We start from the raw sequence: 22,422 nt of genomic DNA on the forward strand, positions 1-22,422 counted from the left end.
GAATCTGGTATCGGAGCGCGGGTGACTCGGCGCTGGATACCGGATCAAGTCCGGTATGACGATTCGCGACATCCGGAATGACGATTCGCGAGCAATGCTCAGGCCTCGACGGCCAGCGGTGTCTCCGCATCGCCACCGCTAAACCGTGCCAGCAGTTGATTCCAGCGATCGTGTACCTGTGAGAATTTCTGCTCGCGTACATGGCCGTAGCCGCGCACCTGTTGTGGAAGTTCGAGCAGTTCGCGCGCTTCTGCCAGCGTGTCGGTGGAAAGCCGGGCTGCCACCGCGACTACGGCACTGGAGACCTGCCGCGCCCACTGGCGTTCGGCGCGGCGCTCGCGGCTATAGCCGAAGAGATCGAACACGCTGCCGCGCAGGACCTTGCCTTTCGCCAGCAGCGGCATCAGCCTGCCCATCCAGGGGCCGAATTCCATCTTTTTCACCCTGCCGCCGGCATCCGGGCGCGCCACCACAGGCGGCGCCATATGGAATTTCAGCCGGTAGTCACCGGTAAAGGTTTCGCGCAGCTGGCGCTGGAAGTCCTCGCCACTGTAGAGTCGCGCCACCTCGTACTCGTCCTTGTAGGCCATGGCCTTGTAGAGGCTCTGTGCGGCGATGCGGGTCAGTTCGCCGTCGAAACGCCCCAGGGTTTTTTCCGCCTTGTGCAGCCGCTCGATGGTGCGGGCAAAGTGGCTCGCATAGGCAGTGCTCTGGTAATCGGTCAGCTCGGAGGCCAGCCGCGCAACCAGTTGCTCCACAGTTTCCTGCGGCTCGGCCATTTTGACCGGCTGCGCCGGCACCGCCAGCTGCTCCACGGCTTTCGGGTTTTCCGCCAGCAGGCGGCCCGCGCGAAATGCGCGCAGGTTGTTTTCCACCGCCACCCCGTTCAGCTCGATGGCGCGCTCCAGCGCCGCCTCGCCGATCGGCAGCAGGCCTTTCTGGCAGGCGTAGCCCATGATCATCAGGTTGCTGGAAACGGTGTCACCGAACAGCGCCTGTGCGTATTTGTTGGCGTCGAAGGCGAAGTATTCGGCGCTCAGGGACTCGATGCTCTGCTCTGTGGCATCCGCGGGGAAAGCCAGTTCGTTGTCGCGGATAAAGGCCGCCACCGGTACCTCGGCGGTATTCACCAGCGAGCGGATTCTGCCCTGAGCAAATTTGGGGCGCTGGCCGGCGGCGGTAACCATATCGCAGCCCAGCAGCAGTTCCGCCGAGCCGTCGCGAATGCGCGCGGTCGCAATATTTTCCGGGCGCTGCGCGACCTTTACGTGCGCCACCACGGCGCCGTTCTTCTGCGCCAGGCCGGTAAAGTACAGTGTGGTACTGCCCTTCTCTTCCAGGTGTGCGGCCATGCCCAGCAGCGCGGCCACGGTCAGCACGCCGCTGCCGCCGATACCGGCGACGAGGATGCTGAGCGGCTTGTCGAGCTCCGCCTCCGGCGCGGCCGGCAGGCCCGCGATGGCCACGTCGAGCGCGTCGGCCAGGGAATTCACCGGCGGCTTCTTCAGTTCGCCGCCCTCGACGGTAACGAAGCTCGGGCAGAAACCGTCCGCACAACGCATATCCTTGTTGCAGCTGGACTGGTTGACCTGGCGCTTGCGGCCGTAACGGGTTTCCAGCGGCTCGATGGCAATACAGCTGGACTGCACACTGCAGTCGCCACAGCCCTCGCAGACGCGGTGGTTGATCAGCAGGCGCCGGGCCGGATCCTCCATCTGCTTTTTCTTGCGCCGGCGGCGCTTTTCCGCCGCGCAGACCTGCTCGTAGATAATCGCCGTGACACCCGGGGTTTCGCGCAGGCGACGCTGCACGGCTTCGAGTTCCGAACGCGGCAGAATCCTGACCTCGGTCGGCAGTTGCGCGCGCCGGCGCAGCCAGTAGCCGGGGTTTTCACTCAGCAGCACCACTTCACCCACACCCTCGGCCAGCAACTGCGCAGCCAGCGTGGGGGCGGACACCTCGCCGTCGGCGGGCTGGCCGCCGGTCATGGCGACAGCGTCGTTGAGCAGGATCTTGTAGGTGATATTGACCTTGCTCGCCACCGCCTGGCGAATGGCCAGCAGGCCGGAGTGGTTGTAGGTGCCGTCGCCCATATTCTGGAAAATATGCCCGGCACTGGAGAACCGGTGCAGGCCCACCCACTGCACACCCTCGCCGCCCATATGGGAATAGGTGTCGGTGCGCAGGCCCTTGCCCAGGGCCATGATATGGCAGCCGATACCGGCGCTGCCGAGGCTGCCCTCTGGCAGTTTGGTGGAGGTGTTGTGGGGACAGCCCGCGCAAAAAACGGGTTCGCGCGCAAGCAGGCCGGTAGCCTTGCCCGGCACACCGCCGCCGAGCTTTTCCGCCAACGGTGCGATGCGTGTGCCCACCTCGGTATCCGCCAGCCAGCGGGCAATGGCCTGCGCCACCCTGTCCGGGCCAAAACCCCAGATGGCCGGCAGCAGGTCGCGCCCATCCAGGTCTTTTTTGCCCACCACTTTCGGCCGCCGGTCGTCGGACCAGCCGTAGAGCAGGTTCTTGAGCTGGTCTTCCACCAGCGGGCGCTTTTCCTCGACTACCAGCAAGCGCTCCATTCCCCCGGCGAATTCACGCATGCCGACCGGTTCCAGAGGCCAGCTCATGGCGACTTTGTAGATGGAGATACCCGCGGCCTCGAGATCGCGCTCGGTCAATTCCAGCAGTTCCAGCGCTTCCAGCAAGTCGCCGTGGGCCTTGCCGACAGTGACGATACCGAACCGTTTCTGCGGTGCCGCCAGCACGGTTTTGTCGAGGCGGTTGGCACGGGCAAAGGCCCTGGCGGCGGGCAGCCGCTCTTCCAGCATGCGGCGTTCGTATTCGAGGCGCTCGGCGGGCCAGTTCAGGTGCGGGTCGTAGTTGAGGCCGTGGGCCGGCATGGGGAAATCTTCCGGCCGCGCAAACTGCGGCAGGTCCGGCACCACGATGGAGGCGCCCGCCTCGACGGTTTCGGTAATCGCCTTGAAACCCACCCAGAGACCGGAAAACCGCGACATGGCGATACCGGCCAGGCCCAGCGTCAGGTACTCGTCGATGCTGGCCGGGAACAGCAACGGCATCATCACCGACTCGAAAATCTGGTCGGTGTTGTGGGAGAACATGGAGGATTCGGCGGTGTGGTCGTCACCGCACAGGGCCAGCACGCCGCCCAGTTTGGAGGTGCCCTGTACATTGGCCTGGCGGAATACGTCGGCGCTGCGGTCCACGCCATGGCCCTTGCCGTACCAGATGGAGAAAACACCGTCGCGGGTGGCCTGCTGGCGATAGTGATCCAGCAGTTGGGTACCCCAGATATTGGTGGCACCGAGGTCTTCGTTGATACCCGGCTCGAAGTGGATATCCCGTTCGGCCAGCAGCTTCTTGTGGCGCCACAGGGCCTGGTCGTAACCGCCGAGCGGCGAGCCCCGGTAGCCGGAGATAAAGCCGGCCGTGTTGAGCCCGGCGCGCTCGTCCAGCTGCTTCTGCATCAGCGGCAGCCGCACCAGGGCATCGATACCGGTGAGGAAGACGCGCCCCTCGTCGCGGGTGAATGCGGCCTTGAGGGAATAATCGCGATCGAAGCCCAGTTCCCGATCCGTTTCGACCATCGCCATGGGTAACACCTACTCTGCTTGTCGCTGTGAGGTATCTGCTGGAATCTGCGCGCCCGCCCGGAGGCGTCCGCCCGCCACGATTTACAGAGATGCCTCATCGTTATTGTTAAGCGACAAATTACCATCGCTTATCGAAGCAGGTCATACCAAATTAGGCGTGAATACGGCATAATGCAGCCATAACTCACTAACTGCGGATAATAAACCGCAAGAATTCACTCAAATTCAACCCTTTTGAGCTAGCTGGGGAACTGGTCATCTGGCGCCAGATTCCCTTTATAGCCCGATCACTGGCGCCGACCGGGGCGGGCTCTTATAGTCATCAATCGGGTGCAATCAAGACGAGAGCTGGGTACCACTATGGCCTACTTACTGGATGCCATCGACAAGAAGATCCTGGAGATCCTTCAGGAAGATGCCACCATCCCCAATATCGAACTGGCGGAAAAAGTCTGCCTGTCGCCCTCTCCGTGCTCCCGTCGCGTCAAGAACCTGCACGAGCAGGGCTTTATCAAGCGCGCGGTGACGCTACTGGAGCCGGAGAAGGTGGGGTTGCCGGTGAGCGTGTTTATCCAGGTGACACTGAACCACCAGGTAAAGAAGGAGCTGATGGATTTCGAGTCAGTGATCGGCCAGTGGCCGGAGGTCATGGAGTGCTACCTGATGACCGGCGACTTCGACTACCTGCTGCGGGTGGTGGTACCCAATCTGCAGGCCTACCAGGAATTCCTCGACAAGAAACTCACCGAACTGCCGGGCATCGACCACATCAAGAGCAGCTTCTCACTGAAACAGGTGCGCTACCGCACCGAGCTGCCGCTGGAACAGCTGCTGGAAAAGGGCTGATCAGCGACGAAAGACGGCCAGGATCACGCTGAGCAGGATGCTCAGCAGGATCATCGAGGTGATGGGAATAAACACCTTGCTGCGCTCGTTGTCGATACGGATATCGCCGGGCAGTTTGCCGAACCAGGTGAACAGCCAGGGCGCGAAATGGTAGAGCACGCCTGTGGCGATCAGGATACAGCCGAGTGCGATGAGCCATTTTTCCATTACCACCCCCTTTGCTTCCGTTGCGGCTTTTTAGCTTAGCAACGGGTTGGGGAAGGACGCCAGTACGACAGCGCGAAAATCGGGACGCCATTCAGCGATCCCGCTCACGCACCGGTTGCAGGCCGGGATCTCCGAGAATCCAATTGAGCGGGCGCAGCGTATGTAAGAATAAATTCATACCGGGAAGCGCCCATGTATTGCCTCAACAAAATCCAGCTACCACTGCTCTCGGCCCTACTGCTATTAAACGGTTGCTCCAGTCCGGGCGTCAGTCATTACCGCGACAAAACACCCGCGCTGATACCCGAAGAGTTTCTCAACGGCCCACTGACTGCGCACGGCATCATCAAGAACCGTTCCGGCGAAGTCACCCGCACCTTCAATGCGACGTTACTGGGGCGCTGGCAGAACGGCCGCGGCCTGCTGGCGGAAGACTTTATCTTTGACGACGGTGAAACCCAGCAGCGCGACTGGCAGTTGATTCCCACCGGCGGCGCCCCACAAGCCGGCGTACGGGCCTATATCGGGCGCGCCGGCGACGTAATCGGCGACGCCCGGATAAGCGCTGCCGGCAATGCGATGTTTATCCGCTATACGCTGGAAGTCCCCTACAAGGGACGGAAACTCGAAGTGGCCGTGGACGACCGCATGTACCTTGTCTCCGATCGCGTGCTGATCGGGAAATCGGCGTTAAGCAAGTTTGGCTTGAATGTCGGAGAGATTGTGCTGACGATCATCCGGGAAGACTAGTGGGAAGGGCCCGCTGAATCTCGGGCCCTAACGCAAAAAAGGCCGCGATGCTTGCGCATCGCGGCCTTTTAATGGCAACCGGAATCAGTCTTTCGCTGCCACGGTGCTATCCTTCCCGTCCCGTACCGGGAAACCGCGATCGCGCATCAGCGCGTCGATCCCGGCATCGCGGCCGCGGAAGGCGCGGTAGGCATCGGCCGGGTCGATGGCGTTGCGCGGCGCGAACAGGTATTTCACCAGCTTGCCGGCCACTTCCTCGTCGTAGAAACCACCGTCCGCCTCGGCGAAGGCTTCCGCCGCGTCCGAGGTCAGGACATCCGCCCACATGTAGCCGTAGTAACCGGCCGAGTAGCCTTCGCCGGAGAAAATATGGCCGAAGTGCGGCGAGCGGTGGCGCATGACCAGCTCATCGGGCATACCCAACTCTTCCAGCGTCTTGCGCTCGAAGGCATCCGGATTGATATTCTCCGGATCGGTGGTGTGGAACTTCATATCCACAAGCGCGGACGCCAGGTACTCGGTGGTGGCAAAGCCCTGGTTGAAGGTGGCGGCCTTCTTGATCTTGGCCACCAGCTCCGCCGGGATAGGCTCGCCGGTCTTGTAGTGCACCAGGTAGTTGTCGATCACCGGATCGGTGGACAGCCAGCGCTCCAGCAGTTGCGACTGGAACTCGGTGTAGTCGCGCACGCCGCTGTTCAGCGTCGGGTAGGTGACATTGGAAGACAGGAAGTGCAGCGCGTGGCCGAACTCGTGGAAGAAGGTCTCGGCATCGTCCCAGCTCACCAGCACCGGTTCGCCCGGAGTGCCCTTGATAAAGTTGGAGTTGTTGGAAGCCAGTACCGTCTTCTTGCCGTCGAAGGTGGTGTGGTCGCGGTACATGGTGGCCCAGGCGCCGGAACGCTTGCCGGCGCGCGCGAACGGGTCCAGGTACCACAGGCCGATATGCTCGCCGGAGTCCCTGTCGGTCACCTCCCAGACTTTCACATCCTGATGGAAGACCGGCACACTGCCCTCTTTCACCGGTGTGAACTCAAAGTTGAACAGCTCGCCGGCAACGTAGAACATCGCCTCGCGCAGCTTATCGAGCTGCAGGTACTGTTTGACTTCGTCGGAGTTCAGGTCGTACTTGGCCTTGCGGACTTTCTCGGCGTAGTAGCGGTAGTCCCAGGGCTCAATGGTGATGTCCGCACCCGCTTCGTCGGCCACCGCCTGCATATCGGCGACCTCTTCCTTCACACGCGCAACCGCCGCCGGCCAGACCGCTTCCATCAGGTTCATGGCGTTTTCGGGGGTTTTCGCCATGCGGTCCTGCAGGCGCCACTCGGCGTAGTTGTCGAAGCCCAGCAGGCCGACGCGCTCGTCGCGCAGTTGCAGGATCTCGGCGATGATGGCGTTGTTGTCGTGCTCGTCGCCGTTGTCGCCGCGGCTGTAGTAGTTATTCCATACCTGTTCGCGCAGTTCGCGGTTGTCGGAATAGGTCAGGAAGGGGTCCATTGAGGAGCGCGTATTGGTAATCGCGTATTTACCCTTCTGGCCTTTCTCTTCCGCCAGTGCCGCCGCAGCGGCGACGAAGGACCCGGGCAGGCCACCCAGTTGGTCTTTCGTCAGGAAGATGTCGTAGCCCTCTTCGTCCGCCAGTACGTTGTTGGCAAACTCGGTGTGCAGCTGTGCCAGGCGCTGGTTGATCTCGGCGTAGCGCGACTTGGCCTCGCCTTTCAGGGTGGCGCCATTGTTGGCGAACTGGTTGTAGATCAGCTCGACCACGCGCTTCTGCTCGCTGTCCAGGTCGGAATCATTGCGCGCGTCGTAAACGGACTTGACACGCTGGAACAGGGCGTCGTTCTGAATGATGGTGGACTCGAAATCCGCCAGTTTGGGGGCCATCTCCTGCTGCACCTTGCGGAACTCCGGAGAGGACATGTTGGAACTCCAGATGCCGTAGTAGGCGGAGACACGGTCCAGCTCGGAACCGCTACGCTCCAGGGCGGCAATAGTGTTCTCGAAGGTCGGCTCCGCGGCGCTGGCGGCAATTGCGTCGACCTCCGCCAGGTTGTCTTCCATGGCCTTTTCCAGCGCCGGCTTCAGGTCCTCGACCTTCATCTTGTCGAAGGCCGGCACGCCCCCGTAGGGACCGGTCCACTCCGCCAGCAGCGGATTGCCCGCAACCGCAGCACTGTTTGCCTCGGCTACTTTCGCCGCCGGCTCCTGGGCGGACTGGGCCTGCCCGGCCTCTTTGCTGCAACCGGCCGCAGCTGCCAGCGCGGCAGCAACCGATAGCGCGATCATTGTCTGACGCATCGGGGTTCTCCTCTTTATGTAGTCATTGTCATTTTGTAATCGCCGGAGTTTAACCGGACAGTCCCCTGTGCCGCCATGCTCAGCGCGGGCATGGCGGAGCTATGACGGGAAATCGACAGCCTCGCCCTATAAACGTCTCCCCCGCCCCTGGTTGACCGGAGATTCTGCGACAGGGCTGGACCATGGGTAGCTGGCAATTCATTTGATAACGACTTATTAAGTGTATTCTTTTAAAATGAACAGAGTCCGGGAAGACGCGGTAACAACATGGGTTGCTCAGAAATAGATCCGATCGATCGGTGTCGAAGGTGATTCAGGCGTACGGGAGGGAGGCTGGCCAGATGGTACAGAGTGGATTCGGGCTGCCAGCGGGCCTTGCGGCCATTCTATCGTCACGCCGGCGGGAGAGACGCTACCGGTCAAATCCGGTAAGACGCTCTCCCGCCGGCATGGCGAACCAGAGACCCAGGTCGAGAGCTGCCCGGTCTCAAGTGTCTTCGGTCAGGCGGGCTCCCGACGGAGGTCTTCCACGATCGTACCGGCACGCAGCAGCTCCTCCTCGTGGCCCGGTTCGCGCCAGGTTTCCCGCAGCGCCGCCTCGATCCACTCCGCCATCGCCGGCAGCGCCAGGATGCGCTCGATATAGGCGGTCGCTTCCGCACTCATGCGCAGGCCGAAGTTGGTCGCGCGTATGGCCACCGGGGCAAAGAAGGCATCTACCGCGCTGAATTCAGAACCGGCCAGGAAGGGCCCGCCGAAGCGCGCCAGGCCCTCGCGCCACAGCTCATCGATACGGTCGATATTCTTCTGCAGCGCCGGCGGGATCTCACTGAGCTTCACCTTTACGCCGCAGTTCATCGAGCAGATATCCCGCAACGCGCCGAAGCCGGAGTGCATTTCCGCCGCGGCGCTGCGCGCCCAGGCGCGGGCGCCCTTCCCTTCCGGCCAGATCTGCGGATAGTCTTCGGCCAGATACTCGACGATCGCCAGTGAATCCCAGACCCGGGTGTCGCCGTCCACCAGGCAGGGCACCAGGCCGTTGGGTGCGAACTCGCGGAATTTGTGCCAGCTCCCGCCCTCCTCGAAGGTGACCAACTGCTCGTCGAAGGGGATCTGAAGCTGGCGCATCAGCAGCCAGGGGCGCAGGGACCAGGAGGAGTAGTTTTTGTTGGCGATATAGAGTTGATACATAAGCACTCCCTGGGGTTATTTATTGAAATACAGGTGAACAGACTCTCTTGCCGCGGAGCAGCGGTCGCCCCCGCCGGGGCGATTGCGGAGCTGGAGCCCCGCGTCCCCGAAATCAGCTGCGGCCGGCGCGGAGCCACTCGGCGACGTTGAAGGCCAGCTCCAGTACCTGGTCGGCGTTCAGGCGCGGGTCGCACTGGGTGCGGTAGCAGCTGGCCAGGTCCGCCTCGGAAATATCCCAGGCGCCGCCGGTGCACTCGGTGACATGCTGGCCGGTCATCTCCAGGTGGATGCCGCCCGGGTGGCTGCCCTCGGCGCGGTGTACGGCAAAAAAGTCGCGGATCTCGCGCAGTATCTTGTCGAAATTGCGGGTCTTGTAGCCGCTGCTGGCCTTGACGGTGTTGCCGTGCATCGGGTCGGTGCTCCAGACCACACTGCGCCCCTCCCGCTGTACCGCCCGCACCAGCGGCGGCAGTTTGTCACCCAGGGTCTCGGCCCCCATGCGGGTGATCAGCGTCAGGCGGCCGGCTTCGTCGTTCGGATTCAGCTTGTCGATCAGGCGCAGCAGTTCATCCGGCTGCATGCCCGGCCCCACCTTGACGCCGATCGGGTTCCAGACGCCGGACAGGAATTCCACGTGGGCGCCGTCCAGTTGGCGGGTGCGCTCGCCGATCCACAGCATATGGGCCGAGCAGTCGTACCATTTGCCAGTCAGGCTGTCGGTGCGGGTCAGCGCCTGTTCGTAATTGAGCAGTAGCGCCTCGTGTGAGGTATAGAGTTCCGTCTCGCGAATTGCCGGGGTATTTTCGGAAGTCACGCCGCAGACGGCCATGAATTCCAGCGCATCCTGCAGCCGCTCGGCCAGCTGCGAGTATTTCTCCCGCTGCGGGTTGTTTTCCAGGAAGCTCAGGTTCCAGCGATGCACTTCGTGCAGGTCGGCGAGGCCGCCCTGGGCGAAGGCGCGCAGCAGGTTGAGCGTGGCCGCGGACTGGTTGTAGGCGGTCAGCATCCGTTGCGGATCCGGTACGCGCGCATCGGCGGTGAAGTCGATACCGTTGATGATATCGCCGCGGTAGCTGGGCAACTCCACGCCGCCGATGGTTTCCGTGTCCGACGAGCGCGGCTTGGCGTACTGGCCGGCCATACGCGCCACCTTGACCACCGGCAGGTTGCCGGCAAAGGTCAGCACCACGGCCATCTGCAGCAGCACCTTGAAAGTGTCGCGGATCTTGTTGGCGTTGAAGTCGGCGAAGGATTCCGCGCAGTCGCCCCCCTGCAGCAGGAACGCCCTGCCCTCGGCCACCTGCGCCAGTTGCCGGCGCAGCTCGCGCGCCTCGGCGGCGAATACCAGCGGCGGGTAGCCGGACAGTTCGCCGGTCACGCTGTCAACCTGTTCGGGGGAGCGGTAGCTGGGCTGCTGCCTGGCCTCGAAATGGTGCCAGCTCTGAGGGGTCCAGGTTTTGGAGGGGGAATCGGACACGGGGGTGTTTACCTCAACTTCCATTTTCGGTTGTTTCGATTTTCGGCTGTTTCGATTGCGGCAACAGCTCGCCGGCAGCGGGCACCGGGCCCGCTGCCGGGGTCCGGGATCAGAGTATGCTGGCAACCGCCTTGCTGAAATACTCCATATTGCCCTGGCTCAGGCCGGCGATGCTGATGCGGCTGGAGTCTACCATGTAAATGGAAAATTCCTTCTGCAGCCTCTGCACCTGTTCGGCGTTGATACCCAGGAAGGAGAACATGCCTTTCTGGCGCTGGATAAAGCCGAAGTCCCCGGCGGCACCCGCGGCGGCCAGGCTCTCGACCACACCGGCGCGCAGGCCGTTGATACGCTCGCGCATTTCCGTCAGCTCCGCCTCCCAGTTGGCGCGCAGGCTGGCGTCGGTCAGGATCGACTCGACGATGGCCGCGCCGTGGGACGGTGGCATGGAGTAGTTGCCGCGGATCGCGTTCAGCATCTGGCTCTGGCCCCTGTCCGCCGCGGCGACATCGTTGTAGATCGCCATCGCCAGGCCCACGCGCTCGCGGTAGAGACCGAAGTTCTTGGAGCAGGACGCGGCCACCAGCATTTCCGGCACGGATTCCGCCATCAGCCGCAGGCCCCAGGCATCGTCGTCGAGGCCGTCGCCGAAGCCCTGGTAGGCCATGTCGATGTAGGGTGTGAATCCCTGCTTCTGGGCCATTTCCACGATCACTTTCCACTGCTCGCGGGACAGGTCGGCGCCACAGGGGTTGTGGCAACAGGCGTGCAGCAACACCAGGTCGCCCTCGCCCACGTTTTGCAGCGTGTCCACCATCTGGTCGAACTGCAGCGTGGCACTGGCGCGGTCGTAATAGGGGTAGCTCTTGATCTCGAGGCCGGCGTTGCCGAGCAGCGGCACATGGTTGGCCCAGGTGGGGTCGCTGACCCAGATGGTGGCACCGGGCCTGGCGCGATTGACGAATTCCGCCAGCACGCGCAGGGCGCCGCAACCGCCGGGAGTCTGGGCAGAACGCACGCGGCCAGCCAGCAGCGCCGGGTGTTCCGCCCCCAGTACCAGCTCCTGCATCGCGGTGTTGAAACCGGGCGCACCGGCCGGGCCGATATAGGCCTTGGTTTCCTCGCTCTGCAGCAGGCGCGTCTCCGCCTCTTTTACCGCCTGCAGCACCGGCGTGTGGCCGGACTCATCCTTGTAGACACCCACCCCCAGGTCGATCTTGTTCGGGTTGTCGTCGGTGCGGTAGGTGGCCAGCAGGCCCAGGATCGGATCCGGCGGCAGGCTGCTCAGTTGCTCAAACATGCGGTAACTCCTGTGAATTCTCTTCCACTCATCAATTCAGTCGATCAGGCCGCGCTCGGCCCAGGCCTGGGCGCGCCCCATGAGTTTTTCGATAATGCTGTCCAGCTGTTGGCGCTCTTCGGGGCTCAGCGACGACATCAGGTCGTTCTCGTATTGCTGCGCCAGCGGCACGATGCGCTCGTAGACCTCGCGCCCCAGTTCCGTCAGGTTCAGCACCTGGCGGCGGCGGTCGGACGGGTCCTCGCTGCGGGAGATATAGTCATTCTTGAACAGGGACGAAACCGCGCGGCTGATGGCCACCTTGTCCATCGCCGTCTGTTCCACCAGGTCGGCGGCCGACAGGTCCGGGAAGCGCCCCAGGATCGCCATGACGCGCCAGGCGGGAATCGTCAGTTCAAAGCGGGTGCCGTAAGCCTGGGCAATCGCATTGCTCACCCGGTTCGACAGCACCGACAGGCGATAGGGCAAAAACTTCTCCAGGAGCAGATCGTCCCGGGGCACCGTTTCCTGCGCAAAGTGGTTATCAGTTGTCATGCGGCTTACTCACCTGCTGGCCAGTGGGTTGTATCAGGTTACAAATGTAACTAAAATTGGTTTCAAATGTAACCACTGCAGCCGGAAAAATTCGGCAACCCGCCCGGGCAAAGGGCCGGGACCTGACAAAATCGGTCGCGCATTATACGGCTTTACGCGCCATCTTTGGTATCAAAAAGCCGGCGCGACGCAAAATATTTGCGCGGGTGGCCGCAGTGCAGAACAACAAACCGGAAGCGCCGAACGGTGGCCAGCCGTCGGGCCAAGCGCTACAGTCACTTATCGGTGTATGGGCCCGGCGCCCGTATCTGTTCAAAGCGAGATTGCCGCATGAAAAACTGGATCAACTTTCCGCGCGTGGAAGGTGACACCAGCCGCCAGGCACACGCGGATTTTCCCGACGACACTTTCGAGCGCGAAATGGGCAAGGAGGGTTTCTTCGGCCCCGCCACCCACTTCTACCACCGCCACCCGCCCACTGGCTGGACTGATTTCCAGGGCCCCCTGCGCCCCCACGCCTTCGACAGCACCAGGATGGCCCACAGCGGCAACAGCCCCTGGGACCACAAGCCGATCCTCAAGAACTGCGACAGCCTGGTGGCCCTGTGGACCTGCCGGGAAGCGATGGACCACCTGGTGCGCAACGCCGACGGCGACCAGCTGCTGTTCGTCCACAACGGCCGCGGCCACCTGTTCTGTGATTTCGGCCACCTGGAAATCCGCGACGGCGACTACATCGTGCTACCCCGCGGCACCCTGTGGCGCCTAGAGCCGGAGGAACCGCTGGAGCTGTTGATGATGGAGGCCACCGGCAGCCACTTCCAGTTGCCGGACAAGGGCCTGGTGGGCCCCCATGCGATCTTCGACCCGGCGATGCTGGATGTGCCGGCGATGGATGAGCCGTTCCGCGCGCAACAGACCGACGACGCGTGGCAAGTGAAGGTGAAGGCGCGCCAGCAGATCTCCACCATCACCTATCCGTTCAACCCGCTGGACGCGGTGGGCTGGAAGGGCGACAACCTGGCCTGCCGCATCAACTGGCGCGACATACGGCCGCTGATGAGCCACCGCTATCACCTGCCGCCGTCGGCGCACACCACCTTCGTGGCCCGCGGCTTTGTCGTCTGCACCTTCGCACCGCGACCGATCGAGAGCGACCCCGGTGCCCTCAAGGTGCCCTTCTTCCACAACAACGACGATTTCGACGAGCTGATCTTCTACCATCGCGGCGACTTCTTCAGCCGCGACAATATCCACCCGGGCATGCTGACGCTGCACCCGATGGGCTTTACCCACGGGCCGCACCCCAAGGCCTTTGCCGCCGGTGCCGGGCACGCAAAAAAGAAGACCGACGAAGTGGCAGTCATGCTCGACAGCCGCACGCCCTGGGATATTCTGCCGGATGCGCACGCGGTGGAACTGCCCGGGTACGTGGACTCCTGGAAGACAGAATAAACCTGCACCGCCCGCACAACTGAAACCAAAAGGATAATCTATGGAACTGCACGGCTACTTCCGTTCCTCCGCCAGCTACCGTGTGCGCATCGGCCTGAACCTGAAGGGGCTGCAGTACGACTACCGGCCGGTGAACCTGCTCAAGGGCGAGCAGCGCGGGGAGGACTACCGCAAACTGAATCCGCAGGGGCTGGTACCGGCGCTGGTGGACGGCGACAGGGTGTTGACCCAGTCGCTGGCGATTCTGGAATGGCTGGAGGAAACCCATCCCGCCCCCGCACTGCTGCCGGAAGACGCCGTCGAACGCGCCCGTATCCGCGCCCTGGCCTACAGCGTCGCCAGCGATATCCAGCCGATCCAGAACCTGCGGGTGCTGCGCTACCTGCAGTCCGAATACCACCTCAGCAACGAACAGAAACAGGGCTGGATACAGCACTGGATCCACGAGGGTTTCTGCGCGCTGGAACAGCAGCTGGATCCAGGGCCCTTCGCCGCCGGTGAAGAACCCGGCCTGTTCGAGTGCTGCCTGATCCCGCAAATCTACAGCGCCGAGCGCTTCGGACTCGATATCAGCGGTTACCCGGCCATCCATCGTATCTCACAGGCCTGTGCGGAAATCCCGGCGTTCGCGGAGGCGCGGCCGGAGAAACAGCCGGACAGTACACTCTGAACCCGGCGCGGCTCCTGCAGGGGGGCGATTTTACTCCGTTTCCCCCTGTACCCGCAGGGCCTCCTTGAAGGTCAAAGTGCGGTAGGGGAACGGAATCTCGATACCGGCCTCGTCCAGCGCCTTCTTGATCGCAGTGATGACCTCCCCCTTCGATTCGCGGATCGCAAAAGGCGTCGAGCCGGTCCACCAGGTGACTTCGATATTGATACTGCTGTCACCGAACTCCTCGGGGAAAACCTGCACCTGTTCATCGTCGCGTACGGTTTTGCAGGCCTCGACCGCGCGCTTGATGATCTGCACCGATTCGGAGACGTCCTCACCATAGGCGACCCCGGCGGTGATACTGACGCGACGTTTGACGCGGTCCGTGAGGATTTCGCAGGGATTCTTGAACAGGAAAAGGTTGGGCACCACGACCAGTTCACCGGTGGTTCGGCGGATGGTGGTGTTGCGTACTTCCACGGATTCCACCCGGCCGACCACCCCCTCGCATTCGATCACATCCCCCTCCTCGAACGGAAAGCGCCACAGGATCAGGATGCCGGCAAAGAAGTTCTCGAAAATATCCTTGAACGCCAGGCCGATGGCCACCGACAGCAGGCCCACGGCACCCAGCGCCTTGGCGGGCGTCAACCCGGGGAAAAGCACCATGGCCGCAAACAGCAGCCCCAGAACCCAGGTGACGATCGTCAGCAGGCGTACGAACAGATCCCGCAGGGATTTCCGCGAGGTGGTGCGGCGGAACAGATGGCTGCCAAAGCGCCGCAGCAGGAATACGATCACGAAGGTGAATAACAGCACCATCAGGCTCGCGATCATATAGGGGGTGTGTGCGAGGAAAGCGCTCCAGATCCGGTCCAGCGAGCCCACCACCGTATCCGCCGCCTCGGTCACTGTCTCCGGCGCAATCTCCTTGAGCGCCGATTCTTCCTCTCCCTCCTGTTGCGCCCACAGGGGAAACAGAACGACGCTGGTGAACGAGTCGACAGGCACGGGATTTCGCCACTCCATTCGCGGGAAGATCCCTGTTATATAGCCGATCACGGCCGCCCCGACGAGGCGGCACCCATGGCGGTGACGCGGATTGCGTCAGGAGGCGGGCAGTTGGGCGAGGAAGAAGTCCCTCAGGTTTTCCCCCATCACCCGCCGGATCTCCTGCTCGGTGAATCCCTGGCGCAACATCTCGTCGGTAAGCAACCCCAGCTCGCTGGCATCGAACGCGACCGCGACACTGCCGTCGTAATCCGAGCCCAGCGCCACATGCTCCACGCCCAGCAGGTCGATGGCGTAGCGGATGGTCTCGACGATATGCCGCGGGCTGTCGTCGCAGACCGCGCCCTTCCAGTAGCCGACACCGATCAGCCCCCCTTTGGCCGCGATCTCCTTCATCAGCTCGTCACTGATATTGCGCGGTGAGTCACACATGCCTTTAAGACCGGTGTGGGACAGGATCAGCGGCCGCTCGACCAGCGCCAGTACATCCCGCACCACCTGCTCCGAACTGTGCGCCACATCGATGACAATGGCGCGCCGCTCCATCTCCTGCACCGCGGCGCGGCCGAATGCACTCAGGCCGGCGCCGTTCTCGCCGTGCAGCGAGCCGCCCAGCTCGTTATCGAAGAAATGCTGCAGCCCCATTACCCGGAAGCCGGCGTCGTAAAGTACCCCGATATTTTCCAGTTCTCCCTCCAGCGGATGGGCGCCTTCGATACCGAGAATCGCCGCCAGCTGTTCGCTGCCACCGGCGCGGCGCTTGAGCACCCGGCGCAGATCCGCGGCGCTGCGCACCACGGCAATCTGTTCCGGCGCCCGATCCTCCAACCCGGCAACCCGCCCGGCGTGGTAGAGCGCGCGCTGCAACAGGCTGTTCCAGGTGCGCGGCGGCCAGGCCTGGGCCACGGCCAGCAGGGTGATATTGTCGCCGGCCGCACTGGAGTTCTGTTCGTAATTCTGGCCCCGCGGGGACTTGGTAACCGCGGTGAATACCTGGATCGCGAGGTTGCCCCGCCGCGCCCGCGGCAGGTCGACATGGCCGTAGTCGGCTTCCCGCTCCAGGTCCCGTGCCCACAGGAAACTATCTGCATGCAGATCGCCGACCAGCAGGCCCCGGTGAAGCTGTGCCGCCGCAGCGGAGACAGGGGGATACTCATCGGGGCCGCTGCGGCTATTGCGGGCTTTTTCCACACCCGGCAGCAACAGCCATTTCCAGCCGGCGAACAATATTGCCGCGACAATGGTCAATAGAGGGAGGAACTTCTTCATCGTTGGGACCGCAAGTTATTATTGTCGAAAATACAGGCAGATTACCCGCGCCCGGGAAGCTCCGGCAATAACGGATCGTAAAAATAGCGAGGACTATTTGTGACAGGCTTTTTTCACTCTCTCCCCTCCACCCCACTGCGGGCAACACTGCTGACCCTGGTGCTCGCGCTGATCGGCGGCTGCGCCGCACTGTCGCCGAACTACCAGGAACCCGAGGTGGAGGTCACCTCCATCGAGCCGCTGCCCGCCGGCACCGGCAACAACCTGCGTTTCCGCATCCACCTGCGGGTGTTCAACCCCAACGATACCCAACTGGCACTGTCCGGCCTCTACTACACCCTGAGCCTGGCTGGCCACAAGGTGGTCACCGGCACTTCCAGTGACCTGCCACCGATCCCGGCCTACGGGCAGGACGACATCGCAGTCGACGCGACGGCCAGCCTGGTGGGATCGCTGTTCGCGGCCGCGGACCTGATCGGCAGCGGGAGAAATACCGTACCCTACGAACTGGAGGCGAAACTGGGGCTGCGCCGGTCGATACTGCCGTCGATCACCGTGCGCAGGGCGGGGGAAATCCGGCTCGACCAACAGATGTAGAGGCGGGAGCACTCGCCGGTTGGTGCACCGGCGCAGAGGCAGCCTGCCCCTATTGCGAACTGCTTCACAGCAACTGGCACGCAGTGTCACCCCGGCACCGTCCTGGTTTCTATACTGGGGCTACCGATCGATTGACAGGGAGGTAGGCCAAGGATGGCGACGATCAGTTGGTTTTGTACTGAGTGCGGAAACGAAGTCAGGACCCCCTACCCGGAGGGCGTACCCGCCATGTCGCCACAGGCGGCAACGGAGCAGTTACAGCTGGTCTACGAGGCCGGCGGAACGGAGCAGTTCTGCGGCCGGGGCGGCTGTGGTGCCAGAATGTACCCGGAGCAGGTCAGCGCCAGGCGCTACCTGCGGGCTGTCGCGGCATCGGGGTGATCAAACCCTATCCGGGCGAAAGGGAGATGGGGGCTTGCCGCCCGGTCAGCGCCGCGCGGCCAGGATACCGCCAGTCATGGCCGCCAGGGAGGAGAGAACGCCGATCCCCACCAGGCTGTAGAGACTGATGGACTGCTGCAGTGCCTCCATCCAGACCCTGTCGAAGGGGAACTGCCAGGCGACGATGGTGGACGCAGCCACCACCGCACCGTACTGGAAGCGCACGGCGCGGCGCTCGGAACGCCGGGACGGCGCCGGCAACTGTTCCATCACCCGCTCGCAGAAGCCGTCGTTGTCCAGGTAGGGCTCGCTGAACTGCAACTGCTGGCCCAGCCAGGCGTCGAAGTCCGGATCCCTGCCCTCGAATGCTGTATCACTCAAGGCATTCACCCTGTTGTCCCGCCGATCGCGGTATTGATCAAAGCTAGCCACTGACTACCTCCTCGCGCCACGCCTGCAGAAGCGTCTGCAATTTGGCCCGCGCGCGATTGACATGGGATTTTACCGTACCCAGGGGCAGCTTCATAATACTCGCCGCCTCCTCGTGGGAAAAGCCGCGCTGCATGCACAGGTGCACCGCCTGGCGCTGGGCTTCGCTAAGCTCTTTCATGGCCGAGTCCAGGTCCCGCGCCATGCCCAACTGCTGGGCCTCCTCCACACTCTCTTCTGCCCGGGCGCGATCTACCGCCTCCTGGTCGACATCCGGTGCCTTCTTGCGCTTGTGACTCATGACGAGATTGTAGGCGATACGGTACAGCCAGGTGCTGAAGCGCGCATCGCCCCGGAATGCCGGCAGCGCCTTGTAGGCCTTGATAAAGGCCTCCTGCGCCATATCGTCGGCCAGGCCCTGGTCGCCACCACACAGCTGACGGAGCGAGAATCGCAGCTGTGACTGATAGCGCCGGACCAGCTGGGCATAGGCCCGCTGGTCCCCGTCGTCGACGATGCGCCGGATCAAGTCCTCGTCATTGAGGTCCATAAACCGCGTCCCTAGCCCGGATTCTGAGTCAGAGGACGCGATAACCGCGTCGGGATCTGTATGCCGGGCGCGCAGAGATCTGGCGAGAGCGCGGCCAGCGGTGGTCGTTTGTCGTATATCCCCATCGGAGAACCCCAAAAGCTGTAACAAGGCTCAATGAGCTGAACTTATTATCGGGTGGCCCGGCACAATATCCGGGCTACATCTGTTTCTGATCCAGTTTCCAGTTGACGAAGCGGGCCAGGCCGATAAACAGCGGTATCAGGCCCAGGCTGCCGACATCGATACCGGCGGTGATGGTGAGCCAGATAAACAGCGCCAGGCCGACCGCAATCAGGGTGAAGCCGCGATCCTTCATATTCCTGGGGGACTCACCCTCCATCGCATCGAGCAGTTCCGGCGGGATATCGCGGCCCTCGGCCACCATGCGATTGACGTTGTCCATCAACAGCTGCCGCTTGCGGTAGCTGTTGCGAGTCACCAGCCAAACGATCAGGATCGGCGTGCCGAACACTGCCAGGATGGCGACTATGGGAACCAGGATCTCCTCCGCATCAAAGGGAAAATCGTTTTCCCGGTGACCCCGGTGGCCGAAATCCGATTCGAAATCGCCGGAGATACCGATACTGATATTCCTCGGCACACTGTCCATCGCCTCCTCGACCACCAGGCCCTGCTCGTCGAGAATGCCCTTCCGCTCCAACTGCTGGTAGATCTCGCCGGCCAGCTTGCCGCCAAACTCTTCGCCCAGGTTCACCTCGACATCGGTGCGCTCGCCGTTCTCGTCCCGGGCGCGGATACGCAGGGTGCCGTCTTCACCGCGGGTGATCCGCACCTGCTTTTCCGCCTTCGGGGGTTTCGGTGCCTCCGCCGGGGCCGGCGGCTCGGGCATCGCCGATGTCTCGCCGCCACTGTCCTGGGCCCAGCCGGCGCTCAGGCTGAGTGCCGCCAGCAGGCCGACCAGCCAGCGGGCGGCAGTGCCTTGTGGGTTATTGTTTCTCGCTCTCATTGTTTTGCTCTCTAGTGTGTTGCAAATTCACTTACTTCACGGCGCCGCCAGCAGTGTGCCGGCATACAGGCCGGAAAGACCGCTGGCGGGCTCGCTTGCGGCTATCCGCACCGGGTAGCGGGGACCACTGCGCTCGTCCCCGCTCTCCGGCTCGCGATCGTCCCGGCACTCGTCGAGTTTGCGGGAGAAATTCTCCTCCGCCTTGCGGGCCAGTTGCTGCTGGACCTCGTCGATGGGAATCGAGAGTTCCGCCGCCCCCGCCTGCAGCGCCGAGGCCACCAGGGCCACAGCCAGGCAAAATTGTACCTTTTTCAAACATCCTGTATCAGGGGTTACCATTGTCGCCTCCAGATCGATTTCCTTGTACGCTTCTATGACGGCGCGGGATCCGCATCTGGATGCAGTGACCGGACAATTAATCGGGATTCCACCATGATCCAGGCCGCCGACGTACTGAAATTCTGGTTTGGCAGCGCCCAGTTGGACGCGCCCGTCGACCCACCCCACCGCCAGCGCTGGTTTGCCCGCAGCGACACCTTCGACCAACGCATCGAGGACGACTTCGGCCCGCTGGTGGAAGCCGCCCTGGCCGGCGAACTGGAGGACTGGCGCACCACCCCCGGGGGCAAGCTGGCACTGATCCTGCTCTGCGACCAATTCACACGCAATATCTATCGCGACAGCGAGCGCGCCTATGCCGGCGATCCCCTGGCGCGGGCACTGGCGCTGGCGGCGATCGACAGCGGCGAGGACCGGGAAATGGGTCTCTTCCAGCGCGCCTTTCTCGGCATGCCGCTGGAACACGGCGAGAGCGCGGCGATACAGGCGCGCTCGGTGGCATACTTCGACCGGCTGCGCCGCGACTACCTGGATGGCGCCGGGGGCGCCGCCGAGGCGGAGAGTTTCTACCAGTACGCACTGGCGCACCGGGACGTGATCGAGGAATTCGGCCGCTACCCGCACCGCAACGCCGCCCTGGGGCGGACCTCCACGGACGAGGAGCAGAAGTGGCTGGAACAGGGAGGCGGCTTCTGATGGAACTGCTGGCCTGGCTGTCACTGGCCGGAATCTGTGCCCTGGGGGCCATGTCCCCGGGACCCAGCCTGCTGATCGTACTGCGCAGCGCGGCGTCCGGCCCGCGCCAGGGGCTCGCCGCCGCAGTTGCCCACGGCGCCGGCATCGCCATCTACGCCGGGCTGACCGCCTTCGGTCTCGCCGTGCTGATCACCCGCTCGCCGCTATTGTTCAGCGCGCTGCAGTGGGTCGGCGCGGCCATGCTGATCTACCTGGGCTGGAAGGCGCTGCGTGCACCGGCCCCGGATCCCGCCGCAGCGGGGGTTCCGGCACCGCAACAAAGCGCGGGACGCGCCGCCCTGCAGGGATTCGGCGTGGCATTTTTCAACCCCAAGGTGGCGGTATTCTTTACCGCCCTGTTCAGCCAGTTCGTCACCGAACAGCAGGCGCTTTCCACCAAGCTGGGGATGGCGGCAATGGCCGCGGGTATCGACGCCGGCTGGTACTGCCTCGTCGCGCTGGCGGTCTACGCCGGCCGCAACCGCAGCTGGATCAGCAACCGCGCCGGGCATCGCCTGCAGCAGCTATTCGGCATCCTGCTGCTGGGGCTGGCCGCACGGCTGCTGCTGACCATCTGAAGCGATCGCACCAAAACAGAATATTATCGAATAAAAAAAGGCCCGTCATACGGGCCTGAACGTCTTACTGCGGGGTTGGAGCTGACTGTCTTTGTTTGGGGTAGGAGGGAAAGACAGCCAACTGCCACGATTATTATGACAGCTGCCGTTTCCCCCCGCCGGCAGGCCAACGCACGCCCGGCTCCACTTGTCGCACACCGCCAACTTTTCTCATACCGGTTGACACTGCATGGACATACAGATACTGTACATGCATCCATGGCTGATTCAATAAAAGAACCGGAGGCACAAAATGGCCGTTGTAGCTGTATGGAAATGCGATAGAGACGGAGCAATGTTCGACAACAAAAAAGATGCCGAAGAACACGACAAAATGCTGGAACTCGCCGCCAATATCACCTCGCTGATCGAGCGCCATATTGATGGTATTTCCGAAGACGCGGGCGAGGAAATCGGCCTGCTGCTGGCCAAGCGCCGCGAAGTACTGGCCAAGGCCTGCAAGGGCAAACCGGAAATGCTGCTGGACGAAGACGAAGCCCCCGCAGAGCAGCCACAGGCGGGCGAAAGCCAGGGCGAAAACGAAGCCGACGACCGCGTAACGCCACTGGCCGCCAACCAGTAAATCCGCCGTTCGCGGTGGACCCAGAACACCATCCCTGTGTGCCCGGCCCAGCCGGGCTTTTTTATGGGGCTGCCGCCGCGCTGCGCAGCCTTTCCCGAATCAATTTCAACACACGTCCGGCACGGCGGGCCGTCAGCCCACAGAACCGAAAGCCATACCGATATTGATTCCGGCTAGCAGGATAATCACCACCCAGCTCAGCGCCGTGCCGATAAAACGCCCCGGGTGATAACCGCCCTTGCCCGCGGTGAGACCGTAGGCATGTGCCAGGCGGGCGAGTACGAAAGCACCGCCCAACAGGTGCAGCCAGGTGGCCGCCAGCCCGTTGAGTTCCGCCATCAACAACAGCAACAGCGCGATGGGCACATACTCGATGGCATTGGCGTGGGCGCGAATCAATACCTGTGCATGGTGTTTACCGCCGCTGCCCAGGCCGACCTTTTCCGAGCGGCGGAACCTGACGATGCGAAACGCCAGCGCAACGATCAGCAGTGCGCAGAGGCCGGCGTAGAGAGAAGTGATGCTGGCCATGGGGCCCTCCAGTATAACGCGGGGCTGCGCCCCGCCGGTTTGTTGTCTGC

The 22,422-nt window shown here is 63.0% G+C and carries 23 protein-coding genes; 9 read left to right on the forward strand and 14 right to left on the reverse strand.

The window, feature by feature from the left end:
• Positions 1 to 98 precede the first annotated feature (98 nt).
• Entirely contained in the window at positions 99 to 3,611 is a 3,513-nt protein-coding gene (locus MWN76_RS08770) for an indolepyruvate ferredoxin oxidoreductase family protein (protein ID WP_250461022.1), read from the reverse strand.
• 360 nt (positions 3,612 to 3,971) lie between these two features.
• Here MWN76_RS08770 and MWN76_RS08775 point away from each other — a divergent pair, with 360 nt between their 5' ends.
• Positions 3,972 to 4,457 carry an Lrp/AsnC family transcriptional regulator gene (locus MWN76_RS08775; RefSeq protein ID WP_250461023.1) on the forward strand — a complete coding sequence of 162 codons (486 nt, stop codon included), beginning with the start codon at positions 3,972 to 3,974 and terminating at the stop codon, positions 4,455 to 4,457.
• Here MWN76_RS08775 and MWN76_RS08780 read toward each other — a convergent pair whose 3' ends face one another.
• Positions 4,458 to 4,664 carry a DUF2905 domain-containing protein gene (locus tag MWN76_RS08780; protein ID WP_250461024.1) on the reverse strand — a complete coding sequence of 69 codons (207 nt, stop codon included), beginning with the start codon at positions 4,662 to 4,664 and terminating at the stop codon, positions 4,458 to 4,460.
• Positions 4,665 to 4,856: 192 nt separating this feature from the next.
• Here MWN76_RS08780 and MWN76_RS08785 point away from each other — a divergent pair, with 192 nt between their 5' ends.
• Positions 4,857 to 5,414, forward strand: a complete 558-nt coding sequence (locus MWN76_RS08785; RefSeq protein WP_250461025.1) for a DUF3833 domain-containing protein — start codon at positions 4,857 to 4,859, stop codon at positions 5,412 to 5,414.
• An 84-nt stretch (positions 5,415 to 5,498) separates the two neighbouring features.
• Here the strand turns inward: MWN76_RS08785 and MWN76_RS08790 are convergent, their stop codons facing one another.
• The 5 genes from MWN76_RS08790 to MWN76_RS08810 all read right to left on the reverse strand — a co-directional run bounded on the left by MWN76_RS08790 (position 5,499) and on the right by MWN76_RS08810 (position 12,214).
• A complete protein-coding gene (locus MWN76_RS08790) occupies positions 5,499 to 7,712 on the reverse strand; it encodes a M3 family metallopeptidase (RefSeq protein ID WP_250461026.1) in 2,214 nt (737 codons plus the stop codon).
• Positions 7,713 to 8,213: 501 nt separating this feature from the next.
• Positions 8,214 to 8,903: a glutathione S-transferase family protein gene (locus tag MWN76_RS08795; RefSeq protein ID WP_250461027.1), complete on the reverse strand. Its 690-nt coding sequence runs from the start codon at positions 8,901 to 8,903 to the stop codon at positions 8,214 to 8,216.
• A 112-nt stretch (positions 8,904 to 9,015) separates the two neighbouring features.
• Positions 9,016 to 10,380, reverse strand: coding sequence for a class II 3-deoxy-7-phosphoheptulonate synthase (locus tag MWN76_RS08800; RefSeq protein ID WP_250461028.1), 1,365 nt, complete (start codon positions 10,378 to 10,380; stop codon positions 9,016 to 9,018).
• A 109-nt stretch (positions 10,381 to 10,489) separates the two neighbouring features.
• Entirely contained in the window at positions 10,490 to 11,680 is a 1,191-nt protein-coding gene (locus tag MWN76_RS08805) for an amino acid aminotransferase (protein ID WP_250461029.1), read from the reverse strand.
• A gap of 36 nt (positions 11,681 to 11,716) precedes the next feature.
• Positions 11,717 to 12,214 carry a MarR family winged helix-turn-helix transcriptional regulator gene (locus MWN76_RS08810; RefSeq protein WP_250461030.1) on the reverse strand — a complete coding sequence of 166 codons (498 nt, stop codon included), beginning with the start codon at positions 12,212 to 12,214 and terminating at the stop codon, positions 11,717 to 11,719.
• A gap of 330 nt (positions 12,215 to 12,544) precedes the next feature.
• Between MWN76_RS08810 and MWN76_RS08815 the strand changes: the two genes are divergently transcribed.
• Positions 12,545 to 13,669 carry a homogentisate 1,2-dioxygenase gene (locus MWN76_RS08815; protein WP_250461031.1) on the forward strand — a complete coding sequence of 375 codons (1,125 nt, stop codon included), beginning with the start codon at positions 12,545 to 12,547 and terminating at the stop codon, positions 13,667 to 13,669.
• A gap of 40 nt (positions 13,670 to 13,709) precedes the next feature.
• A complete protein-coding gene (maiA, locus tag MWN76_RS08820) occupies positions 13,710 to 14,339 on the forward strand; it encodes a maleylacetoacetate isomerase (protein ID WP_250461032.1) in 630 nt (209 codons plus the stop codon).
• A 30-nt stretch (positions 14,340 to 14,369) separates the two neighbouring features.
• Here the strand turns inward: maiA and MWN76_RS08825 are convergent, their stop codons facing one another.
• Positions 14,370 to 15,350: a mechanosensitive ion channel family protein gene (locus tag MWN76_RS08825; protein WP_250461033.1), complete on the reverse strand. Its 981-nt coding sequence runs from the start codon at positions 15,348 to 15,350 to the stop codon at positions 14,370 to 14,372.
• A 78-nt stretch (positions 15,351 to 15,428) separates the two neighbouring features.
• Positions 15,429 to 16,601, reverse strand: coding sequence for a dipeptidase (locus MWN76_RS08830; RefSeq protein ID WP_250461034.1), 1,173 nt, complete (start codon positions 16,599 to 16,601; stop codon positions 15,429 to 15,431).
• A gap of 99 nt (positions 16,602 to 16,700) precedes the next feature.
• Between MWN76_RS08830 and MWN76_RS21145 the strand changes: the two genes are divergently transcribed.
• Together MWN76_RS21145 and MWN76_RS08840 are read left to right on the forward strand one after the other, a co-directional pair.
• Positions 16,701 to 17,198, forward strand: a complete 498-nt coding sequence (locus MWN76_RS21145; RefSeq protein WP_250461035.1) for an LEA/WHy family protein — start codon at positions 16,701 to 16,703, stop codon at positions 17,196 to 17,198.
• A 153-nt stretch (positions 17,199 to 17,351) separates the two neighbouring features.
• On the forward strand, positions 17,352 to 17,579 hold the full coding sequence (locus MWN76_RS08840; protein WP_250461036.1) for a hypothetical protein: 228 nt from the start codon (positions 17,352 to 17,354) through the stop codon (positions 17,577 to 17,579).
• Between the two features lie 45 nt (positions 17,580 to 17,624).
• On the opposite strand, the gene MWN76_RS08845 is transcribed toward MWN76_RS08840, so the two are convergent.
• The 4 genes from MWN76_RS08845 to MWN76_RS08860 form a co-directional block, all read right to left on the reverse strand.
• Positions 17,625 to 17,960 (reverse strand): hypothetical protein, encoded by a 336-nt coding sequence (locus MWN76_RS08845; RefSeq protein WP_250461037.1) that lies wholly within the window; start codon positions 17,958 to 17,960, stop codon positions 17,625 to 17,627.
• Positions 17,961 to 18,003: 43 nt separating this feature from the next.
• A complete protein-coding gene (locus tag MWN76_RS08850; protein WP_250461038.1) occupies positions 18,004 to 18,558 on the reverse strand; it encodes a sigma-70 family RNA polymerase sigma factor in 555 nt (184 codons plus the stop codon).
• Positions 18,559 to 18,757: 199 nt separating this feature from the next.
• Positions 18,758 to 19,567 carry a DUF6249 domain-containing protein gene (locus MWN76_RS08855; RefSeq protein WP_250461039.1) on the reverse strand — a complete coding sequence of 270 codons (810 nt, stop codon included), beginning with the start codon at positions 19,565 to 19,567 and terminating at the stop codon, positions 18,758 to 18,760.
• 36 nt (positions 19,568 to 19,603) lie between these two features.
• The gene (locus MWN76_RS08860; RefSeq protein ID WP_250461040.1) at positions 19,604 to 19,882 is read right to left on the reverse strand and encodes a hypothetical protein; all 279 of its coding nucleotides are present in this window, start codon (positions 19,880 to 19,882) and stop codon (positions 19,604 to 19,606) included.
• A gap of 117 nt (positions 19,883 to 19,999) precedes the next feature.
• Between MWN76_RS08860 and MWN76_RS08865 the strand changes: the two genes are divergently transcribed.
• From MWN76_RS08865 to MWN76_RS08875, 3 genes are all read left to right on the forward strand, one after another.
• Entirely contained in the window at positions 20,000 to 20,602 is a 603-nt protein-coding gene (locus MWN76_RS08865) for a DUF924 family protein (protein ID WP_250461041.1), read from the forward strand.
• Entirely contained in the window at positions 20,602 to 21,219 is a 618-nt protein-coding gene (locus MWN76_RS08870) for a LysE family translocator (RefSeq protein ID WP_250461042.1), read from the forward strand. Before MWN76_RS08865 ends, MWN76_RS08870 begins: the two co-directional genes overlap by 1 nt.
• 292 nt (positions 21,220 to 21,511) lie before the next feature.
• Positions 21,512 to 21,841, forward strand: coding sequence for a YebG family protein (locus MWN76_RS08875; protein WP_250461043.1), 330 nt, complete (start codon positions 21,512 to 21,514; stop codon positions 21,839 to 21,841).
• A gap of 132 nt (positions 21,842 to 21,973) precedes the next feature.
• Here MWN76_RS08875 and MWN76_RS08880 read toward each other — a convergent pair whose 3' ends face one another.
• Entirely contained in the window at positions 21,974 to 22,372 is a 399-nt protein-coding gene (locus MWN76_RS08880; RefSeq protein ID WP_250461044.1) for an MAPEG family protein, read from the reverse strand.
• Positions 22,373 to 22,422 lie beyond the last annotated feature (50 nt).

The sequence above is a fragment of the Microbulbifer litoralis genome (assembly GCF_023634065.1).
GTDB classification, from domain to species: Bacteria; Pseudomonadota; Gammaproteobacteria; order Pseudomonadales; family Cellvibrionaceae; genus Microbulbifer; species Microbulbifer litoralis.